Below are 15584 nucleotides of genomic sequence, written 5' to 3'. Positions count from 1 at the left end.
GCAATGCCCGGCGTTTTCGTTTTCAACAGGGTGTCAGCAGGCTCAGGCCTTGTTGGAATGCTTTTGATGACGTTCCATGTAGCGCTCGACATAGGAGCACGAGGGGATCACGGTGTAGCCCATGTCCTCGGCATAGGCGAGGGCCTTTTCGGTCAGCGCCGCAGCGATGCCTCGCCCACGCAGCGCATTGGGCACGAACGTGCGGTAGATATCCAATGTCTGCTTACCCAGGTCCATGTAGGTCAGGTAGGCACGATGACCGTCCACATTGGTCTCGAACTGATGACCAGCCTGGTCATGGTGGATGGACAACGCCTCGCTCATCACTACTCCTCGCGGGTCTTCTCGTCAGACCCTTACCTTACCGATGTTTGTCCGGCGAAGGAACCTCTACGCCACCCCGTGCCCGTTTGGACAGCGAGAACAGCCTGGTTGTTCTCTGGCAACTGAGCACCTACAAATAGTAGGCGCCCAGTGCACAGATGCTCAAGGTACTTGATCGTAAAAAACCTGCACTTGCAGCATGCGAACACGGCAGCGAGCCACACTGCCAACAGTAGCCGGATGATGTAGTGGTAAGACGAACAATGACACTTGGAGTCACTTTTAGTTCACTACAAAGACGCATTTACAGCGGTGTTTCAGCGCCGCTACAAAAGCGCCTGCATTCTTTTCACACCCCCGCCGGGGCGGCCTGCGCAACCGCGCAATTTTTTTCCGGTTCTTGCGCTCGGTCAGTTTACTTACTACAAGTAATGGGTACTATGTACGCCGGCCAGTTTCTCTTTGTTGAGAGATGGCTCTTTAATAGAAAGTCCTTGAAGGGGAACACGATGAACAACGTTCTGAAATTCTCTGCTCTGGCTCTGGCCGCAGTACTGGCCACCGGTTGCAGCAGCGTCTCCAAAGAAACCGAAGCCCGTCTGACTGCAACCGAAGACGCAGCAGCCCGTGCACAAGCTCGTGCCGATGAAGCCTACCGCAAGGCTGATGACGCTCTGGCCGCCGCTCAGAAAGCTCAGCAAACTGCTGACGAAGCTAACGAGCGCGCTCTGCGTATGCTGGAAAAAGCCAGCCGCAAGTAATAATCCCTCGGGATTGTTAAAAAGCCGACCCACCTGTGGGTCGGCTTTTTTATTGCCTGCAGAACCGTCCTGCGCAAACGACGAGGCCCGCATGAAGCGGGCCTCGTGCAAACACAGGCGGGTTACTGCATTTCGAGCGGAACGCTCGATACCATCGGCGCACTGGCGTCACCCGGCACCGCGATCTCTACCGGGATACCATCTTCGGCCGCCACCACGTCACGCACCATGTCCCAGTTCATGCGCAGGTTGTTGGCCAGGTCTTCGCGCTTGAGTAGGGCATTGATCACTGCCGTGTGCTTGTCGACCACCGACGGGTCGCCCTTGTCATCCAGCGGAGTATGCGCCTCGAGGTAGACCTTGCCACCACTGAGGCCGAACTTGTACGGCTCGTTGATGATGCGCACCGAAGTCCCCACCGGGGCCATGCTCGCCAGTTGCAGCACGTTGTTGTTGAGCATGCGGAAACAGCCATGGCTGGTACGCATGCCGATGCCGAACTTCTTGTTGGAACCGTGGATCAGGTAGCCCGGTACGCCCAGGGTGAACTTGAACGGGCCCAGCGGGTTGTCCGGGCCGGCCGGCACCACGTTGGGCAACGGATCACCGTCGGCGGCGTGCTCGGCCTTGATCGAGGCCGGTGGGGTCCAGGTCGGGTTCGGCGTCTTGGCCGTGACCTTGGTGTTGGCAATAGGCGAACCCCAGCCTTCGCGGCCGATGCCCAGCGGGAAGGTGTGCACCACGTTCTCGCCTTTGGGGTAGTAGTACAGGCGGTACTCGGCAAGGTTGATCACGATGCCTTCGCGCGGGCCCGGCGGCAGGATGAAACGGGTCGGCAGCACGATCTCGGTGCCGGCGCCTGGCAGCCAGGGGTCCACGCCCGGGTTGGCCGCGACCATCTCCAGGTAGCCCAGGTCGTTGGCGGTACCGATGTCGGCGAAGGTGTCCTCATACTTGGCCTTGATCACCTGGACCTGGCCGATGACATCCTCGCCCGGCGGCGGCAGGGGGAACTCCAGAGCGGCAACAGGGCCCGCCGCCAGCAGGGCGGCCAGGGACAGGCAACGGGTGACGGCGGGAAAGCGCGGCAACATCCGGGAAATCCTTCGCTAATTCAGGTGGGTCAAGCGGGCAATTGTACACCGCCCCCTGCGGGATCGGGAGGCATCCGGGCACAGAACCCTTGCCAAACGTAAAAGATCCGACGTCAGGCCTGCAGCTCGGGCCATACCGGACGCGTGCCGCGCCGCTGCGCCTCGAGGATCGCCCGGCACAGGCGGCACAGGCGCTGGTCACGGTAGATGCTGCGTTCCACACCCGACCAGCGCGGTTGCGCCGGCAACAGGGTGCCACACAGGGTACGGTCGACGGAGCCGCCCAGTTCGAGTTGGCGGGCGATCAGGTGGACGCGACTCTCCTGGCAGGCGAACAGGTCAAGCTGTTCGTCAGGCTCGATCAATTGATAGGCATACAGGGACCAGGCGGGACGCGGCATCGGGGGCTCCAAATCGGGGGCGCAACATTAGCCGAAAGCCGATCAGTATAAAAGCGTCAAAGCAGCGGTTTTATTGATGGCCAGGCATTTTCCAGCAACTGCGCCTGGGCGCCCTGCCCCGGATGGATGCCATCGGCCTGCATCAGCTCGGGCACGCCACCTACCCCTTCGAGAAAGAACGGCACCAGCGGCACGTCCTTTTCCTTGCCAAGATCGGCATACACCTGTGCGAACGCATCGGTGTAGCGCTTGCCATAGTTGGGTGGCAGGCGCATGCCCAGCAGCAGCACCCTGGCACCGGCATCACGGGAGCGATCGATCATCGAGGCAAGATTTTGTTGCAATTGCGCCGGTGCCTGCCCGCGCAGCCCGTCATTGCCGCCCAGCTCCACCACCACCAGGCTGGGCTTGTGCTCTGCAAGCAGCGCAGGCAGCCGCGCCTGGCCCCCGGCACTGGTGTCGCCACTGATCGAGGCATTGACCACCTTGTCATCGAAACCCTCGGCCTTGAGCCGCTGTTCGAGCAGGGCAACCCACCCCTGACGGGTATCCAGGCCAAAAGCGGCACTGATACTATCCCCAACGATCAACACCGTTCCTGCCGATGCGCCCTGGGCCATGCACAGCAAGGCCAGGCCTGCACTCAATAACCACACTCGCATTGGATTCTCCATGGGCCCCAGCATCTTGACTGCGCGCAACCTTAGCAAAGTGGTCCCCAGCGCGGAAGGCGACCTGACCATCCTGCACGAACTGAGCCTGGAATTGAAACAGGGCGACAGCCTGGCCATTGTCGGCGCCTCCGGCTCGGGCAAGTCCACCCTGCTCGGCCTGCTGGCCGGCCTCGACCTGCCCAGTGCAGGCTCGGTGACACTGGCCGGGCACGACCTGGGCCCGCTCGACGAAGACCAGCGCGCCCAGGTCCGCGCCGAGCATGTCGGCTTCGTGTTCCAGTCGTTCCAGCTGCTCGACAGCCTCAATGCCCTTGAGAACGTGATGCTGCCCCTGGAGCTGGACGGACGCCGCGATGCCCGCGAACACGCCCGCAGCCTGCTCGAACGGGTCGGCCTGGGCCAGCGCCTGAGCCATTCGCCACGCCAGTTGTCCGGCGGCGAGCAGCAGCGGGTGGCAATTGCCCGCGCCTTTGCCGCCGAGCCTGCGGTGCTGTTCGCCGACGAGCCCACCGGCAACCTCGACAGCCACACCGGTGAACGCATCAGCGACCTGCTGTTCGAACTGAACAAGGAACGCGGCACCACCCTCGTCCTGGTCACCCACGATGAACGCCTGGCGCACCGCTGCGGCCGGCTGATTCGCCTGGAAGCCGGCCACCTGGTCACCCCGCTGGAGCCCTAGATGGCACACCTGTCGTTTCTGCGCCTGCCGCGCCTGGCGTTGCGTCAACTGATGCGCGATGCACGCGCCGGCGAACTGCGCGTGCTGTTCTTCGCCCTGCTGGTGGCCGTGGCCGCCAGCACCGCCATCGGCTACTTCGGCGCCCGCCTGAACGGCGCCATGCTGCTGCGTGCCACCGAGTTCCTTGGCGCCGACCTGGTGCTGCAGGGCAGCGCCCCGGCCACCCCGGAACAGATCCGCAACGGCGAACAGCTGGGCCTGGCCCATGCGAAAGTGGTCGAGTTCTCCAGCGTGATCGCCACCGACAACGGCATCCAGCTCTCCAGTGTCAAGGCTGCCGGCACGGGTTACCCGCTGCGCGGGGAGCTGCGCAGTGCCGCCGAGGCCTACGGGCCGGAGGTGGCCGGCGGTGGCCCGGCGCCGGGCGAAGCCTGGGTCGAGTCGCGCCTGCTGGCGGCGCTGAACCTCAAGATCGGTGACAGCGTCGACGTGGGCATGAAGACCCTGCGCCTGAGCCGCGTGCTGACCTATGAGCCGGACCGCGCCGGCAACTTCTACAGCCTCACCCCGCGGGTGCTGATGAACCTGGCCGACCTGGATGCCACCGGCGTGGTGCAGCCCGGCAGCCGGGTCACCTACCGCGACCTGTGGCGCGGCGAGCCCCAGGCCCTGGCAAGCTACACCCAGGCTACCAAGGCGGGGCTTGCCGCCCACCAGCAACTGCGCGACTCGCGTGACGGCAACCAGCAGATCGGCGGTGCACTGGGCAAGGCCGAACGCTACCTGAACATGGCCAGCCTGGTGGCGGTGCTGCTGGCCGGCGTGGCCGTGGCGCTGTCGGCCAGCCGTTTTGCCATGCGCCGCTTCGATGCCAGCGCCCTGCTGCGCTGCCTGGGCCTGTCCCGGCGCCAGGCGCTGAGCCTGTTCTGCCTGCAACTGGCGATTTTGGGCAGCGTGGCAGCCCTGGGGGGCGCACTGCTCGGCTGGCTGGCGCAACTGGGTCTGTTCGCCCTGCTGCAGGGCCTGCTGCCTTCGCAGGTGCCGCCAGGCGGCATCGCCCCGGCCCTGGCCGGGATCGCCACCGGGCTGGTGGCGCTGGCCGGCTTCGCCCTGCCGCCATTGGCAGCGCTGGGCCGGGTGCCGCCGCTGCGTGTACTACGCCGCGACCTGCTGCCGGTGCCGGCAAGCAGCTGGCTGGTGTATGGCGCAGCGCTGTTGGCCCTGGGCCTCATCATGTGGCGCCTGAGCCTGGACCTGCTGCTGACCTTCGCCCTGCTCGGCGGCGGTCTGGTGGCCGCGCTGGTGCTGGGCGGTCTGCTGCTGCTCGGCCTGCGCAGCCTGCGCCGGCTGCTGGCCGGCGCCCCGCTGGCCTGGCGCCTGGGCCTGGGGCAACTGCTCAAGCATCCGCTGGCGGCGGCAGGCCAGTCGCTGGCCTTCGGCATGATCCTGCTGGCCATGGCCCTGATCGCCCTGCTGCGCACCGAGCTGCTCGACACCTGGCAGAACCAGCTGCCCAAGGATGCTCCCAACTATTTCGTGCTCAACATCCTGCCGGACGACAAGGACACCTTCGCCCAGCGCCTGAACGAATTCTCGGTCCATGCCGCGCCGTTGTTCCCGGTGATTCCCGGGCGCCTGACGCTCATCAATGGCGAGCCGGTGCGCGAGATCGTCAGCAAGGAATCCACCGGTGACCGCGCCGTCCAGCGCGACCTGAGCCTGACCTGGGCCGCCGACCTGCCCCAGGGCAACACCTTGAGCGCCGGCCAGTGGTGGCAGGCACAGCCAACGGCCGATGCCTTGCCCGGCGTGTCGGTGGAGGCGCAGCTGGCCGAGAGCCTCAAGCTCAAGCTGGGCGACACCCTGACCTTCAGCATCGGTGGCCTGGAGCGCCAGGTACAGGTCAGCAGCCTGCGCACGGTCAACTGGGACAGTTTCCAGCCCAACTTCTACATGATCTTCCAGCCCGGCACCCTGCAGGACCTGCCGACCACCTATCTCACCAGCTTCTACCTGGCCCCAGGCCACGACCAGCAGGTGGTGGCCCTGTCGCGAGCGTTCCCGGCAGCCACCATCCTGCAGGTCGATGCGCTGCTGGAGCAGTTGCGCAGCATCCTGGCCCAGGTGACCCTGGCGGTACAGTATGTGCTGCTGTTCGTGCTGGCGGCGGGCCTGGCCGTGTTGTTTGCCGGGCTGCAGGCCACCCTGGACGAGCGCATCCACCAGGGTGCGCTGCTGCGGGCACTGGGCGCCAGCCGCAGCCTGCTGGTCAAGGCCCGGCGCATCGAGTTCGGCCTGCTGGGCGCCGCCAGCGGCCTGCTCGCGGCGCTGGGCACCGAACTGATCAGCCTGCTGCTGTACCGCTACGCATTCGACCTGCACTGGAGCCCGCACCCGTGGCTGCTGCTGTTGCCGGTGATCGGTGCGTTGCTGGTGGGGGGTGCGGGGGTATTCGGCACGCGCCGGGCGCTCAATGCCAGCCCGCTGACAGTGCTTCGCGAGGGCTGATAGACTCGGCGGCTACCTACCCGAGCCTGGAAGCCCATGAGCCGATACCGCCCGCCCCGCACTGCCGGCACCGCACTGATCACCCCACAGGGCGAGGCGCGCATGCGCGCCGAGCTGCATGAACTGTGGCATGTGCGCAGGCCCCAGGTGACCCAGTCGGTCAGTGAGGCAGCAGCGCAAGGTGACCGTTCGGAAAACGCCGAGTACACCTACGGCAAGAAGATGCTGCGCGAAATCGACAGCCGCGTGCGCTTCCTGACCAAGCGCCTGGAAAACCTGAAAGTGGTGAGCGAGCGGCCCAGCGACCCGAACAAGGTGTACTTCGGGGCCTGGGTCACGGTCGAGAACGAAGACGGCGAACAATCGCGCTACCGCATCGTCGGGCCCGACGAGCTGGACTTGAAACTGGGCCTGATCAGCATCGATTCGCCCCTGGCCCGCGCCCTGATCGGCAAGGCGCTGGACGCTGAAGTGCGGGTGCAGACACCGACTGGCGAACAGACGGTGTACATCGTCGAGATCGAGTACCCCTGAGCGATCAGGCGCGGGTGATCAAGCCCTGGCGGGCGACGCGGGTCAGGTGGTGGATCACTTCGGCGGCATCGGCCCTCGAGGGCGCCTGCACCACGGCCAGGTCGAAACGGTCGTTGCCGAACCGGGCGAGGGTTTCGCAGGAGTCGGCGAACTGGATCAGGAACGCCGTGGCGCGGCCTTTGGGGCGGGGCCAGCCATCGAGGTAGCGCAGCAGGGTCGGCTGGTGTTTGCCGCTCAGCAGAATGCGCGGCGTGCGAGCCGCCTGGCTGGTAGGGAGAGGGGTGAGGCAAACGCTGGTACGTGGGCAACTCATGGTGTACTTCTCTGTGCCTCGCAGATCCCGCTGGGCTGCGGTGCGAGGCGTCACCGAACCAGCGCTTTAGCGGTATTCGGACGACCTGCTGGTGGTCTTCCTGCGCCCCGCAAGTAGCTGTTTAAATCGGCGCAAGCCAGCATCCTAGAGAAGCGCCGGCCCGGCTGTCAACAATGCCATCGTCTGATAAACGACCCGCACGCCAGAAAAACAAGCGAGTTTCTCGCATTCGACGGCGACGCCGGTTCCTGCACCTGTCGGTGCCCCTGAAGGCGCCTGCGTTGCCGCAGAAGCAAGCAGCCGGGTCGGGCACAAAAAAGGGCCTGCAATGCAGGCCCTTTTTGTGCCACAACGCCAAGGCTCACTTGGCGATCATGCGGTCCACCGACGCCCTGCCCGCCCCTTCCACCAGTACCGCAATCGCGCCACCCAGCAGCGCCAGGGCGAACTCATAGCCGTTGTTGGCCATGAACAGACCGTTGCCGATGTGCACCGAGAAAATCGCCACCAGCAGCAACCCCACCAGCGCCAGGGCCGCCGGGCGTGCCAGCAGGCCGATGACCAGTGCCAGCCCGCCGAAGAACTCGGCCCCACCGGACAGCGCCGCCATCAGTGTCGGCGGGGTCAGCCCCAGGCTTTCCATGTACTGCGCGGTGCCTGCCAGCCCGCCGCCACCAAACAGGCCGAACAGCTTCTGCGAGCCATGGGCCATGAAGATGATGCCGATGAAGATGCGCAGTACGGTAATGCCCCAGCCGGCGCGGGTGAACAATACGGAGTTGATGGCGTTCATGCTGTCTTCCTTAAGCGATGCAGGTGTGTGGTAGAGGTCGCCATCTTAATCATATTTTCAAATGTTAAAATCGCGATTATCTGCACATACCAATCGTAATTTTCGATTACTTGCGTGAGGCCACTTTTCGTCCCCGGGCTTCCAGCGCGTCGCGTTCGCGGTCGAATGCCAGAAAGTACTTGTTGACGCTATTAACATAGCTGACCGGCCCCATTCCCACCTGCTCGAGCGCCACACGCTCTACCTGAAAGAACCACTGGTTGGGGTTCAGGCCGCGTCGCCGCGCCTCGGCCCGCATGGCCTGAACCCGCTCCGGTCCCAGGTTGTAGCCGGCCAGCACGAACGCCATGCGCTCGCGTTCGTTGAGCTGGTTGCTGGAAAAGAACTTGCGCCGGATCAGTGCCAGGTAGCGCGCGCTGGCCTGTACATTGCCATCGACATTGGCGATATCGCTGATCCCCACCCGCTGCGCCGCACCGGGGGTGATCTGCATCAGCCCATGGGCGCCACCTGCGCCCCTGGCCGCCGGGTCAAGGGCCGACTCCTTGAACGCCAGTGCCGCCAGGTTCAGCCAGTCCAGGTTCTGGGCCTGGGCGTGACGCTGCAGCACCGGCCGCAGTTTTTCCAGGCGCTGGCGGTTGGCCTGGGCCAGCGGGTAATGCACCTTGTACAGGCGCCGGTAGATACGCTCGAACGCCACATCCTGATCGGCCGGGGCGTGATACCCCTTGAGGAAGCGATCGACACTGGCGTGCAGCATCGCCGCGTCGCGGCGCACGTACCAATGCATCGCCTCGGGCTGGGCCAGCTGCACCTTGCGCTGCACCAGCAGCTTGGGCATCACCTGCGCCCAGCGCCGGGCAATCGGCTGTTCGACCACGGTCAGGTGGAAGATGCCGGCCTGCACCATTTCCAGCACATCCTCCACCGCAAGGCTGGGGTCCGCCCATTCCACCTTGAGCGGCGCCAGCTTGCGCAGGGCCAGGCGCTGGTTGATTTCGTGGAGGGTATCGCCTGCCGCACTCGAACTGGTCAGGGTCACGGTGCGGCCGGCAAGCTGCTCGACGCGCTGGTAGGTCCGTTCGCCCTTGCGCCCCACCAGCACCAGCGGCACATTCTCCAGCACCGGGTCGCTGGCCATCACCCCGCGGGTGGAACTCAAATCGATCAGCTCGCCGGGCGCCACCAGATCGCCCTCGCCACGCTGCAATGCGCCGATCAACTGGTCCTTGGCCTTGGGGATGATCTTCAGGCGGATCTGCTGACCGTCACGGGCACGCCCGTTGAGATAGTGCTCGAAGGCGATCAACCGATGGTATTCGATGCCCACCGGCTGGCCCTTGACCTCGCCGGAGCTGTTGCGGCTCTGGTTGACCAGCACGCGCAACACCCGGCTTTCACGGATCTGCGCCAGGTCGCGCACCTTGGCCGCAGGCACCGCCTGCTGCGGGCCGGGCAGGCGTGCGTGGGCCGGGCCGGCGCACAGCAGGCCCACACACAGCAAAAAAAGCCAAAGTGATCGCGTCATCCGGTCTCCGGCAAAGGGCCGCGATTGAGTATTTGACGCCATAATGAGCGGTCGGTCCGTGACAATTGACCGCAAAAGACCGCGACAACTTCTTGAAGTTCTTGGCGTTATTGGTATTTTTCGGCGCTGCCAAGCGCTTTTGCCGCACAACCTGAGGTAGCACCATGCAACTCATCGACATCGGCGTCAATCTGACCAACCCAAGTTTCGACGGCAAGCACGAGGCCATCTTGCAGCGTGCCGAGGCCGCCGGGGTGCATCAGATGCTGGTGACCGGTACAAGCCTGGCCGGCAGCGAAGCCGCGCTACACCTGTGCGAGCAACTCGACCCGCAGGCCCGGCGACTGTTCAGCACGGCCGGTGTACACCCCCACGATGCCAGCAGCTGGAACAGCGACACCGCGCGCCATCTGCGCGCGCTGCTCGAACAGCCACGGGTGCACGCGGTGGGTGAATGCGGGCTGGACTTCAACCGCGACTTCTCGCCGCGCCCGCAACAGGAAAAGGCCCTGGAAGAACAACTGGCGCTGGCGGTGCAGCTGCAGATGCCGGTGTTTCTGCACGAGCGTGATGCCAACGAACGCCTGTTGCAGATTCTCAAGGACTACCGCGACCACCTGCCCGCCGCCGTGGTGCACTGCTTTACCGGCGAGCGCAGCGCCCTGTTCAGCTACCTGGACCTGGACCTGCACATCGGCATCACCGGCTGGATCTGCGACGAACGTCGCGGTACCCACCTGCACCCGCTGGTTGCCAGCATCCCCACTGGCCGCCTGATGCTGGAGAGCGACGCCCCCTACCTGCTGCCCCGGACCCTGCGCCCCAAACCCAAAAGCGGTCGCAACGAACCGGCCTACCTGCCCGAAGTGCTGCGCGAAGTGGCCCTGCACCGGGGCGAGACACCCGAGCAGGTGGCTGCGCACACCAGCGACTGCGCCCGGCGCTTCTTCGGGCTCCCCGACATAGTTTGACGCATATCAAGATTTGTCTTTGAATTGGCTGGCACACTGATGGCACCTTGCCAAATTGTTTCCGCTCAATCAGAGAAGACCTATCCATGGGTGCCTGGCTCAGCAATATCTCACTGAAGTACAAGTTCTGGGCGGTGAACGCAGTCGCCTTCGTCACAACCCTGTTCGTGGTGCTGTATGCGGTGCACCTGGAAACCCGCGCCAGGGCCGAGACGGCCCAGGCCCGGGTGCAATCCGAAGCCCGCCTGCTGGCCGCCTGGCCCGCCGGCCAGGCCTTGCCGCAGAACGCCACCTGGGTAAGCTTCACACCCGGGCAGGCGCCCACCTTCGATGGCCAGGCGTTGCCGGCCCTGGCCACTGCCCAGGGCTGGGTCGAGCTGAACGGCATGCCGCTGCTGGGCAGCGACCCGCTGATCGGCGCGCAGGTCATCCAGCGTGATGGCCAGCAGATCGCGGTATTGGCCCAGGCCCCGAGCATGGCGCAGGTGTTCACCGACCGTTTCGTCAACTATGCGGTGTGCGTGCTGATCCTGATGCTGGCCATGCTGTGCGCCTCGCAGTTGCTGATCCGCTTCCTGCTCAGCCAGCTCAACATCCTCAAGGACGTGATGCTGCACGTCGAGAAGACCGGTGACCTGTCGGCACGGGTGCCGCTGTCCTGCGGCGACGAGATCGGCCAGATGGCCAGCGCCTTCAACGCCATGCAGACCACCTACCACCGCGTGGTCAACACCGTGGCGCGAACCGCCGCGCAGCTGGATGCCGGCGCCGCGCGCCTGGCCGCCAGCATGAACGAGGTGCGCCACGGCATGCTCGGCCAGCAGAGCGAAACCGACCAGGCCGCCACCGCCATCAACGAAATGACCGCCACCGTCTACCACATCGCCCAGCATGCCGGCGCCACACGCGACCTGTCGCAAAGCGCCGACACCCTGGCCGGCAGCGGCAAGGACGTGGTCAGCCGCGTGCAGTCGTCGATCTCGGGGCTCTCCACCGGCGTGCAGCAGACGGCCGAGATGATTCGTCAACTGGCCGAGGACAGCCAGAAGATCAACAGCGTGGTCGGGGTGATTCACAGCATCGCCGAACAGACCAACCTGCTGGCCCTCAACGCGGCGATCGAGGCGGCCCGTGCCGGCGACCTGGGCCGCGGTTTCGCGGTGGTGGCGGACGAGGTGCGCAACCTGGCCAAGCGCGTGCAGAGCTCCACCGATGAAATCACCACCATGGTCTCTGCCCTGCAGGCCGGCACCCGCGATGCGGTGGAGTTCATGACCGAGAGCTCGTTCAAGGCCGACGACTGCGTCAAGCAGGCCCAGGAAGCCGGCGAGGCCCTGGCGGAGATCACCGGCGCGGTGGCGCAGATGCGCGAGAGCAATACCCAGATCGCCGTGGCGGCCGAACAGCAGAGCCAGGTGGCCGAAGAGATGAACCGCGCAGTGGTGAGCATCCGCGACGTGACCGAAGAGACCGTGCAGCAGACCGTCGACTCGGCCACCACCAGCAGCGAACTGGCCACCCTGGCCGGCGAGCTGAACAAGGCCATCGGTCAACTCAAGCTATAAACGCGATAGCCGCGCGCAATTGGCCCCCTGGCGGGGGCCAAACTACGCTTGGGTTATCCGTTTTGCACCTTGAGGAGAACCGTGATGAACAAGCACCTGTTTCACCTGCCCCACTGGCATCACGCCCCTCGTACCCCTACCAACATCGCGCTGCAGCTGATTGCACTGCCGCTGCTGGCCATCGGCGCGCTGCTGGTCTTGAGCGGTGCGCTCGACGCCGACCTGGGCACCCTGGCCGTCGGCGTCATCGGCCTGCTGGCCGGTGTGGCGGTGGAGCGCCAGCGCCAGTGATTCAGGCGAACACGGTCACCGTCTGGCGGCTGATGGCAAGCAAATCACCGGCCCCGTTCCACAAGGCAGCCGCCACATGGCCGTAGCCGTCACGCGCATAGTCGATCTGGGCGCAGTACTGGCACCAGTCCAGGGTGGTCAGGCTGGCCACCGGCTGCACGAACTCGATGGTCCAGGTCAGGGTGCTGCCGGCAGCGGGCGTGCTCAGGTGCGGCATCAACGCCGGTGGCCAGGCATCGACCAGCGCCAGCAGGTGGGCTTCGGTCACCGGCTCCTCGACCACATCCTCACCGCGCAGGCGCACCCAGCCGCCCATTTCGCGTGACCGGCTACCGCTGAACGGCAAGCCGCCAATGCCCCAGCGCATGGCCAGGTGGCGAATGAACTCGGGGGTCACGCCCTTGATGAAGGGCAACTCGGGGCTGGACTCGGCAAGGCTTTTCATCGGCACCGGCGCCAGCCCTGGCACCTGCACCACCGAATCGCGCCCGGCACCGAAACTGCCCTGCACCAGGGTCACCACCTGGCCATTCTGTACCGCGCGCCCCAGCAGCGAGCTGACCGCCTTGCCGTCACGCAACAGCTCCACCTCGAAACTGATCGGCACCCCAGGCTCGGCCGGCCCTACGAAGGTGATGGCCAGCGAGCGCACCGGACGGTCCGGGGCGACCTTGGCGTGCATGGCCTCGTACACCAGCGCCGCCATCAGCCCGCCGAAACAGGCACGCCCCTGGGCCCATTCGGCCGGGATGGTCACCGCCTGGGGCTGCAGGCGCACGGCGGTGAGCAGTTGGGAAAAATTCATCGGGACCTCGACCAGTGGGCAAATGTGGCGATGTTAACCAGCCGCCGCGCCGCGCACAGGCCGCATTTGCGCCAAACACGCGACTTATCGACGTTGGATTTCGCTCAGCAGTGTCTCCAGCGTGCGGTCGGCACGTTGCTCGGCCGCCGCCTGTTGCGCCTGCCAGTGCGCCACGCAGGGCGCCAGGCCAGGCTGCTGCTCGGCCTGCAACAGCCACTGCAACAGGTCGTGCCAGTCGCCCAGATCGCCCTGGGCGCGCTTGAGCCCTCGGCGCAGGGCCGGGCGCAGGCGTTCGAGCTGTGGATAGGCCTCGGCGCCATAACGCACCCGCTTGATCAGCAGGCGCAGGCGGTGGCGGTCGTGCGCCGGGTCGTTCATGGCCGCCTGCAGGTTGCGCCACTGCTTGTGCAGGCGCTTGCCCACCCGCGCCTCCAGGCGGCGTACCAGGCCCTGGCGCTGGGCCGCGCGCAGGAACATCGGGAAGGCATCGATGATCGCCAGCAGCCGCGCAAGCTCGGCGCTGGCCGCCACCCGGGCAAAGGTGCGGGCCGGGTCGCCAAGCTGCTGGCGGGCCACCTCGGGCAGCCCGCGTTCGAGCAACTGCGCGGCCAGCACCTCGCGATCGCGCAGCGGCGTGGTCAGGCGCCCCAGCTCGGCGGCAGCATCCTCCAGCTTGTCCACCCCCGGCAGCCCGCGCAGGGGCCGCAGCAGGCTGCGCAGGCGACGCACGCTAGTACGCAGGTCATGCAGCGCCTCACTGTCGGTATTGGCCGCCAGGCGCGCCTGGCAGGCCAGCAGGCGCACGTGCAGGGTCAGCACCTGGGCGATCACATGGTCGAGCATTGCCGACATGGCCTGGTCCTCCCTCAGCGCCCGGCGCGCGATTCACGGATGTAGAAGCGTGCCTTCTCGGCCTTGTTGCTGCAGCCTTCGAAGGCTTCGAACTGCTGCTGGGTCTTGGCGCCGGTCAGCAGCGACAGGGCCTTGGAATAGCTGACCGTGCCGGCGAAGCCCTCGGCCTTGGCCAGGTCCAGCTCCTTCCAGGCCGAATCCAGCTGATTGGCGCAGCTGTCCCGGTACGCCGTCTTGCCGGCGCAGCCGCTCAGTACCAGGGCAATCAGGGGCAGGCAGATCCAGGCTTTCATCGGTGTTACCTCAAAAGGAAAATGTTCGGGGTGGCACTTCGACGGCACGCACGCTGAAAAGTGCCCTGCTCAGCGTAGCCCAGCGCTTGTCACGATTGAAGCACAGCCCTGAATGGGTGCATTGTTAGGCCCACGAGCAGAACAGCCGCAAGGAACGACCATGAGCAAACGCGTAGCACTGGTGCTGGGGTCGGGGGGCGCCCGAGGGTATGCACACATCGGCGTGATCGAGGAGCTGGAGCGGCGCGGCTACGACATCGCCTGCATTGCCGGCTGTTCGATGGGCGCGGTGATCGGCGGCATCTACGCCGCCGGCAAGCTCGACGAATACCGACGCTGGATCGAGAGCCTGGATTACCTGGATGTGCTGCGCCTGGTGGACGTGAGTTTCAGGCTGGGCGCGATTCGCGGCGAGAAGGTGTTCGGGCAGATCCGCAAGATCGTCGGCGAGGTCAACATCGAGAACCTGCGCATCCCCTACACCGCAGTGGCGGCCGACCTCACCAACCAGCAGGAGATCTGGTTCCAGGAAGGCTGCCTGCACCAGGCCATGCGCGCCTCGGCGGCGATCCCCAGCCTGTTCACCCCGGTGGTGCAGGGCAACCGCATGCTGGTCGATGGCGGCATCCTCAACCCGTTGCCGATCATCCCGGTGGTGTCCAGCCACTGCGACCTGATCGTGGCGGTGAACCTCAACTCCACCAACCAGAAGCATTACCAGTTGCCGGTGATCGAGCGGCCGGCGGCGTTCAAGTTGCGCTTCGACAACCTGATCAACTCGCTGGGCTCGCACCTGCCGTTCCGGCGCAAGGCCGCCGAAGGGCTGATCCGCATCGAGCAGGCGGCGCCCAACCCGTGGCTCAGCGATGCGGCCGAGCCCGAGGCGCAGCAGCCCTCGGCGGCGCCCGAGACTGACGGCGCGCCGAAATCGGCGGCCGGCTCGTTCATTGTCGACAACGTGGGCCCGGCTTCGCTGCTGGACCTGATCAACCAGAGCTTCGAGGTGATGCAGACGTCGCTGGCGCAGTACAAGATCGCCGGCTACCCGCCGGATGTACTGATCAACGTGCCCAAGCGGGTGTGCCGGTTCTTCGAGTTCTACAAGGCGCCGGAGCTGATCGCGCTGGGACGCGAGATTGCACGTGATACGCTGGACAACTATGAGGCCGAGAGGCGCTAGGCCGGCGAAGAGGCC

18 protein-coding genes are annotated in these 15584 nt (G+C 65.6%); 8 read left to right on the top strand and 10 right to left on the bottom strand.

Going from position 1 to position 15584, the window contains the following annotated elements:
- Positions 1-42: 42 nt before the first annotated feature.
- Complete coding sequence (locus DN387_RS16845) at positions 43-324, bottom strand: GNAT family N-acetyltransferase (RefSeq protein ID WP_043863087.1); 282 nt, start codon at positions 322-324, stop codon at positions 43-45.
- Between the two features lie 509 nt (positions 325-833).
- On the opposite strand from DN387_RS16845, the gene oprI reads away from it, so the two are divergent.
- Entirely contained in the window at positions 834-1085 is a 252-nt protein-coding gene (gene oprI, locus DN387_RS16840; RefSeq protein ID WP_037058464.1) for an outer membrane lipoprotei OprI, read from the top strand.
- 122 nt (positions 1086-1207) lie between these two features.
- Here oprI and DN387_RS16835 read toward each other — a convergent pair whose 3' ends face one another.
- The 3 genes from DN387_RS16835 to DN387_RS16825 all read right to left on the bottom strand — a co-directional run bounded on the left by DN387_RS16835 (position 1208) and on the right by DN387_RS16825 (position 3242).
- Complete coding sequence (locus DN387_RS16835; protein WP_043863088.1) at positions 1208-2179, bottom strand: L,D-transpeptidase family protein; 972 nt, start codon at positions 2177-2179, stop codon at positions 1208-1210.
- A 113-nt stretch (positions 2180-2292) separates the two neighbouring features.
- On the bottom strand, positions 2293-2580 hold the full coding sequence (locus tag DN387_RS16830; protein ID WP_043863089.1) for a hypothetical protein: 288 nt from the start codon (positions 2578-2580) through the stop codon (positions 2293-2295).
- A 56-nt stretch (positions 2581-2636) separates the two neighbouring features.
- Complete coding sequence (locus DN387_RS16825) at positions 2637-3242, bottom strand: arylesterase (RefSeq protein ID WP_043863090.1); 606 nt, start codon at positions 3240-3242, stop codon at positions 2637-2639.
- A gap of 10 nt (positions 3243-3252) precedes the next feature.
- Here DN387_RS16825 and DN387_RS16820 point away from each other — a divergent pair, with 10 nt between their 5' ends.
- Genes DN387_RS16820 through greB form a run of 3 tightly spaced genes read left to right on the top strand, consistent with a single transcriptional unit; the run spans position 3253 to position 6978 of the window.
- Positions 3253-3936 (top strand): ABC transporter ATP-binding protein, encoded by a 684-nt coding sequence (locus DN387_RS16820; protein ID WP_043863091.1) that lies wholly within the window; start codon positions 3253-3255, stop codon positions 3934-3936.
- Positions 3937-6444, top strand: a complete 2508-nt coding sequence (locus DN387_RS16815; RefSeq protein ID WP_054915689.1) for an ABC transporter permease — start codon at positions 3937-3939, stop codon at positions 6442-6444.
- Between the two features lie 36 nt (positions 6445-6480).
- The gene (gene greB, locus DN387_RS16810; RefSeq protein ID WP_043863093.1) at positions 6481-6978 is read left to right on the top strand and encodes a transcription elongation factor GreB; all 498 of its coding nucleotides are present in this window, start codon (positions 6481-6483) and stop codon (positions 6976-6978) included.
- A 4-nt stretch (positions 6979-6982) separates the two neighbouring features.
- Here the strand turns inward: greB and DN387_RS16805 are convergent, their stop codons facing one another.
- The 3 genes from DN387_RS16805 to DN387_RS16795 all read right to left on the bottom strand — a co-directional run bounded on the left by DN387_RS16805 (position 6983) and on the right by DN387_RS16795 (position 9612).
- A complete protein-coding gene (locus tag DN387_RS16805; RefSeq protein WP_054915688.1) occupies positions 6983-7291 on the bottom strand; it encodes a hypothetical protein in 309 nt (102 codons plus the stop codon).
- A gap of 361 nt (positions 7292-7652) precedes the next feature.
- A complete protein-coding gene (locus tag DN387_RS16800) occupies positions 7653-8084 on the bottom strand; it encodes a DoxX family protein (protein ID WP_043863095.1) in 432 nt (143 codons plus the stop codon).
- 106 nt (positions 8085-8190) lie between these two features.
- Entirely contained in the window at positions 8191-9612 is a 1422-nt protein-coding gene (locus tag DN387_RS16795) for a transglycosylase SLT domain-containing protein (RefSeq protein WP_043863096.1), read from the bottom strand.
- 164 nt (positions 9613-9776) lie between these two features.
- Here DN387_RS16795 and DN387_RS16790 point away from each other — a divergent pair, with 164 nt between their 5' ends.
- The 3 genes from DN387_RS16790 to DN387_RS16780 all read left to right on the top strand — a co-directional run bounded on the left by DN387_RS16790 (position 9777) and on the right by DN387_RS16780 (position 12439).
- On the top strand, positions 9777-10583 hold the full coding sequence (locus DN387_RS16790) for a TatD family hydrolase (RefSeq protein WP_054915687.1): 807 nt from the start codon (positions 9777-9779) through the stop codon (positions 10581-10583).
- A gap of 86 nt (positions 10584-10669) precedes the next feature.
- Entirely contained in the window at positions 10670-12148 is a 1479-nt protein-coding gene (locus tag DN387_RS16785) for a methyl-accepting chemotaxis protein (RefSeq protein WP_054915686.1), read from the top strand.
- An 84-nt stretch (positions 12149-12232) separates the two neighbouring features.
- On the top strand, positions 12233-12439 hold the full coding sequence (locus tag DN387_RS16780; protein WP_052504289.1) for a hypothetical protein: 207 nt from the start codon (positions 12233-12235) through the stop codon (positions 12437-12439).
- Between the two features lies 1 nt (position 12440).
- Here DN387_RS16780 and DN387_RS16775 read toward each other — a convergent pair whose 3' ends face one another.
- From DN387_RS16775 to DN387_RS16765, 3 genes are all read right to left on the bottom strand, one after another.
- Complete coding sequence (locus DN387_RS16775) at positions 12441-13244, bottom strand: acyl-CoA thioesterase II (RefSeq protein WP_054915685.1); 804 nt, start codon at positions 13242-13244, stop codon at positions 12441-12443.
- Between the two features lie 84 nt (positions 13245-13328).
- A complete protein-coding gene (locus tag DN387_RS16770; RefSeq protein ID WP_043863100.1) occupies positions 13329-14096 on the bottom strand; it encodes a CHAD domain-containing protein in 768 nt (255 codons plus the stop codon).
- Between the two features lie 14 nt (positions 14097-14110).
- Entirely contained in the window at positions 14111-14389 is a 279-nt protein-coding gene (locus DN387_RS16765) for a hypothetical protein (RefSeq protein ID WP_043863101.1), read from the bottom strand.
- 160 nt (positions 14390-14549) lie between these two features.
- Between DN387_RS16765 and DN387_RS16760 the strand changes: the two genes are divergently transcribed.
- Positions 14550-15569: a patatin-like phospholipase family protein gene (locus DN387_RS16760; RefSeq protein WP_043863102.1), complete on the top strand. Its 1020-nt coding sequence runs from the start codon at positions 14550-14552 to the stop codon at positions 15567-15569.
- The last annotated feature ends 15 nt before the right edge of the window (positions 15570-15584 follow it).

The organism is Pseudomonas sp. FBF18, from assembly GCF_024261405.1.
In the GTDB taxonomy this organism is placed as follows: domain Bacteria; phylum Pseudomonadota; class Gammaproteobacteria; order Pseudomonadales; family Pseudomonadaceae; genus Aquipseudomonas; species Aquipseudomonas palmensis.
Note: the sequence above shows the minus strand (reverse complement) of the source record. Positions and strands in the feature narration are given on the sequence as shown.

What these genes read in the sequence shown, in the direction of transcription:
- DN387_RS16830 (WP_043863089.1), bottom strand. Translation starts at nt 2,580, where the DNA reads ATGCCGCGTCCCGCCTGGTCCCTGTATGCCTATCAATTGATCGAGCCT.
- oprI (WP_037058464.1), top strand. Translation starts at nt 834, where the DNA reads ATGAACAACGTTCTGAAATTCTCTGCTCTGGCTCTGGCCGCAGTACTG.
- DN387_RS16835 (WP_043863088.1), bottom strand. Translation starts at nt 2,179, where the DNA reads ATGTTGCCGCGCTTTCCCGCCGTCACCCGTTGCCTGTCCCTGGCCGCC.
- DN387_RS16770 (WP_043863100.1), bottom strand. Translation starts at nt 14,096, where the DNA reads ATGTCGGCAATGCTCGACCATGTGATCGCCCAGGTGCTGACCCTGCAC.
- DN387_RS16780 (WP_052504289.1), top strand. Translation starts at nt 12,233, where the DNA reads ATGAACAAGCACCTGTTTCACCTGCCCCACTGGCATCACGCCCCTCGT.
- DN387_RS16825 (WP_043863090.1), bottom strand. Translation starts at nt 3,242, where the DNA reads ATGCGAGTGTGGTTATTGAGTGCAGGCCTGGCCTTGCTGTGCATGGCC.
- DN387_RS16815 (WP_054915689.1), top strand. Translation starts at nt 3,937, where the DNA reads ATGGCACACCTGTCGTTTCTGCGCCTGCCGCGCCTGGCGTTGCGTCAA.
- DN387_RS16795 (WP_043863096.1), bottom strand. Translation starts at nt 9,612, where the DNA reads ATGACGCGATCACTTTGGCTTTTTTTGCTGTGTGTGGGCCTGCTGTGC.
- DN387_RS16805 (WP_054915688.1), bottom strand. Translation starts at nt 7,291, where the DNA reads ATGAGTTGCCCACGTACCAGCGTTTGCCTCACCCCTCTCCCTACCAGC.
- DN387_RS16775 (WP_054915685.1), bottom strand. Translation starts at nt 13,244, where the DNA reads ATGAATTTTTCCCAACTGCTCACCGCCGTGCGCCTGCAGCCCCAGGCG.
- greB (WP_043863093.1), top strand. Translation starts at nt 6,481, where the DNA reads ATGAGCCGATACCGCCCGCCCCGCACTGCCGGCACCGCACTGATCACC.
- DN387_RS16800 (WP_043863095.1), bottom strand. Translation starts at nt 8,084, where the DNA reads ATGAACGCCATCAACTCCGTATTGTTCACCCGCGCCGGCTGGGGCATT.
- DN387_RS16760 (WP_043863102.1), top strand. Translation starts at nt 14,550, where the DNA reads ATGAGCAAACGCGTAGCACTGGTGCTGGGGTCGGGGGGCGCCCGAGGG.
- DN387_RS16765 (WP_043863101.1), bottom strand. Translation starts at nt 14,389, where the DNA reads ATGAAAGCCTGGATCTGCCTGCCCCTGATTGCCCTGGTACTGAGCGGC.
- DN387_RS16790 (WP_054915687.1), top strand. Translation starts at nt 9,777, where the DNA reads ATGCAACTCATCGACATCGGCGTCAATCTGACCAACCCAAGTTTCGAC.
- DN387_RS16820 (WP_043863091.1), top strand. Translation starts at nt 3,253, where the DNA reads ATGGGCCCCAGCATCTTGACTGCGCGCAACCTTAGCAAAGTGGTCCCC.
- DN387_RS16845 (WP_043863087.1), bottom strand. Translation starts at nt 324, where the DNA reads ATGAGCGAGGCGTTGTCCATCCACCATGACCAGGCTGGTCATCAGTTC.
- DN387_RS16785 (WP_054915686.1), top strand. Translation starts at nt 10,670, where the DNA reads ATGGGTGCCTGGCTCAGCAATATCTCACTGAAGTACAAGTTCTGGGCG.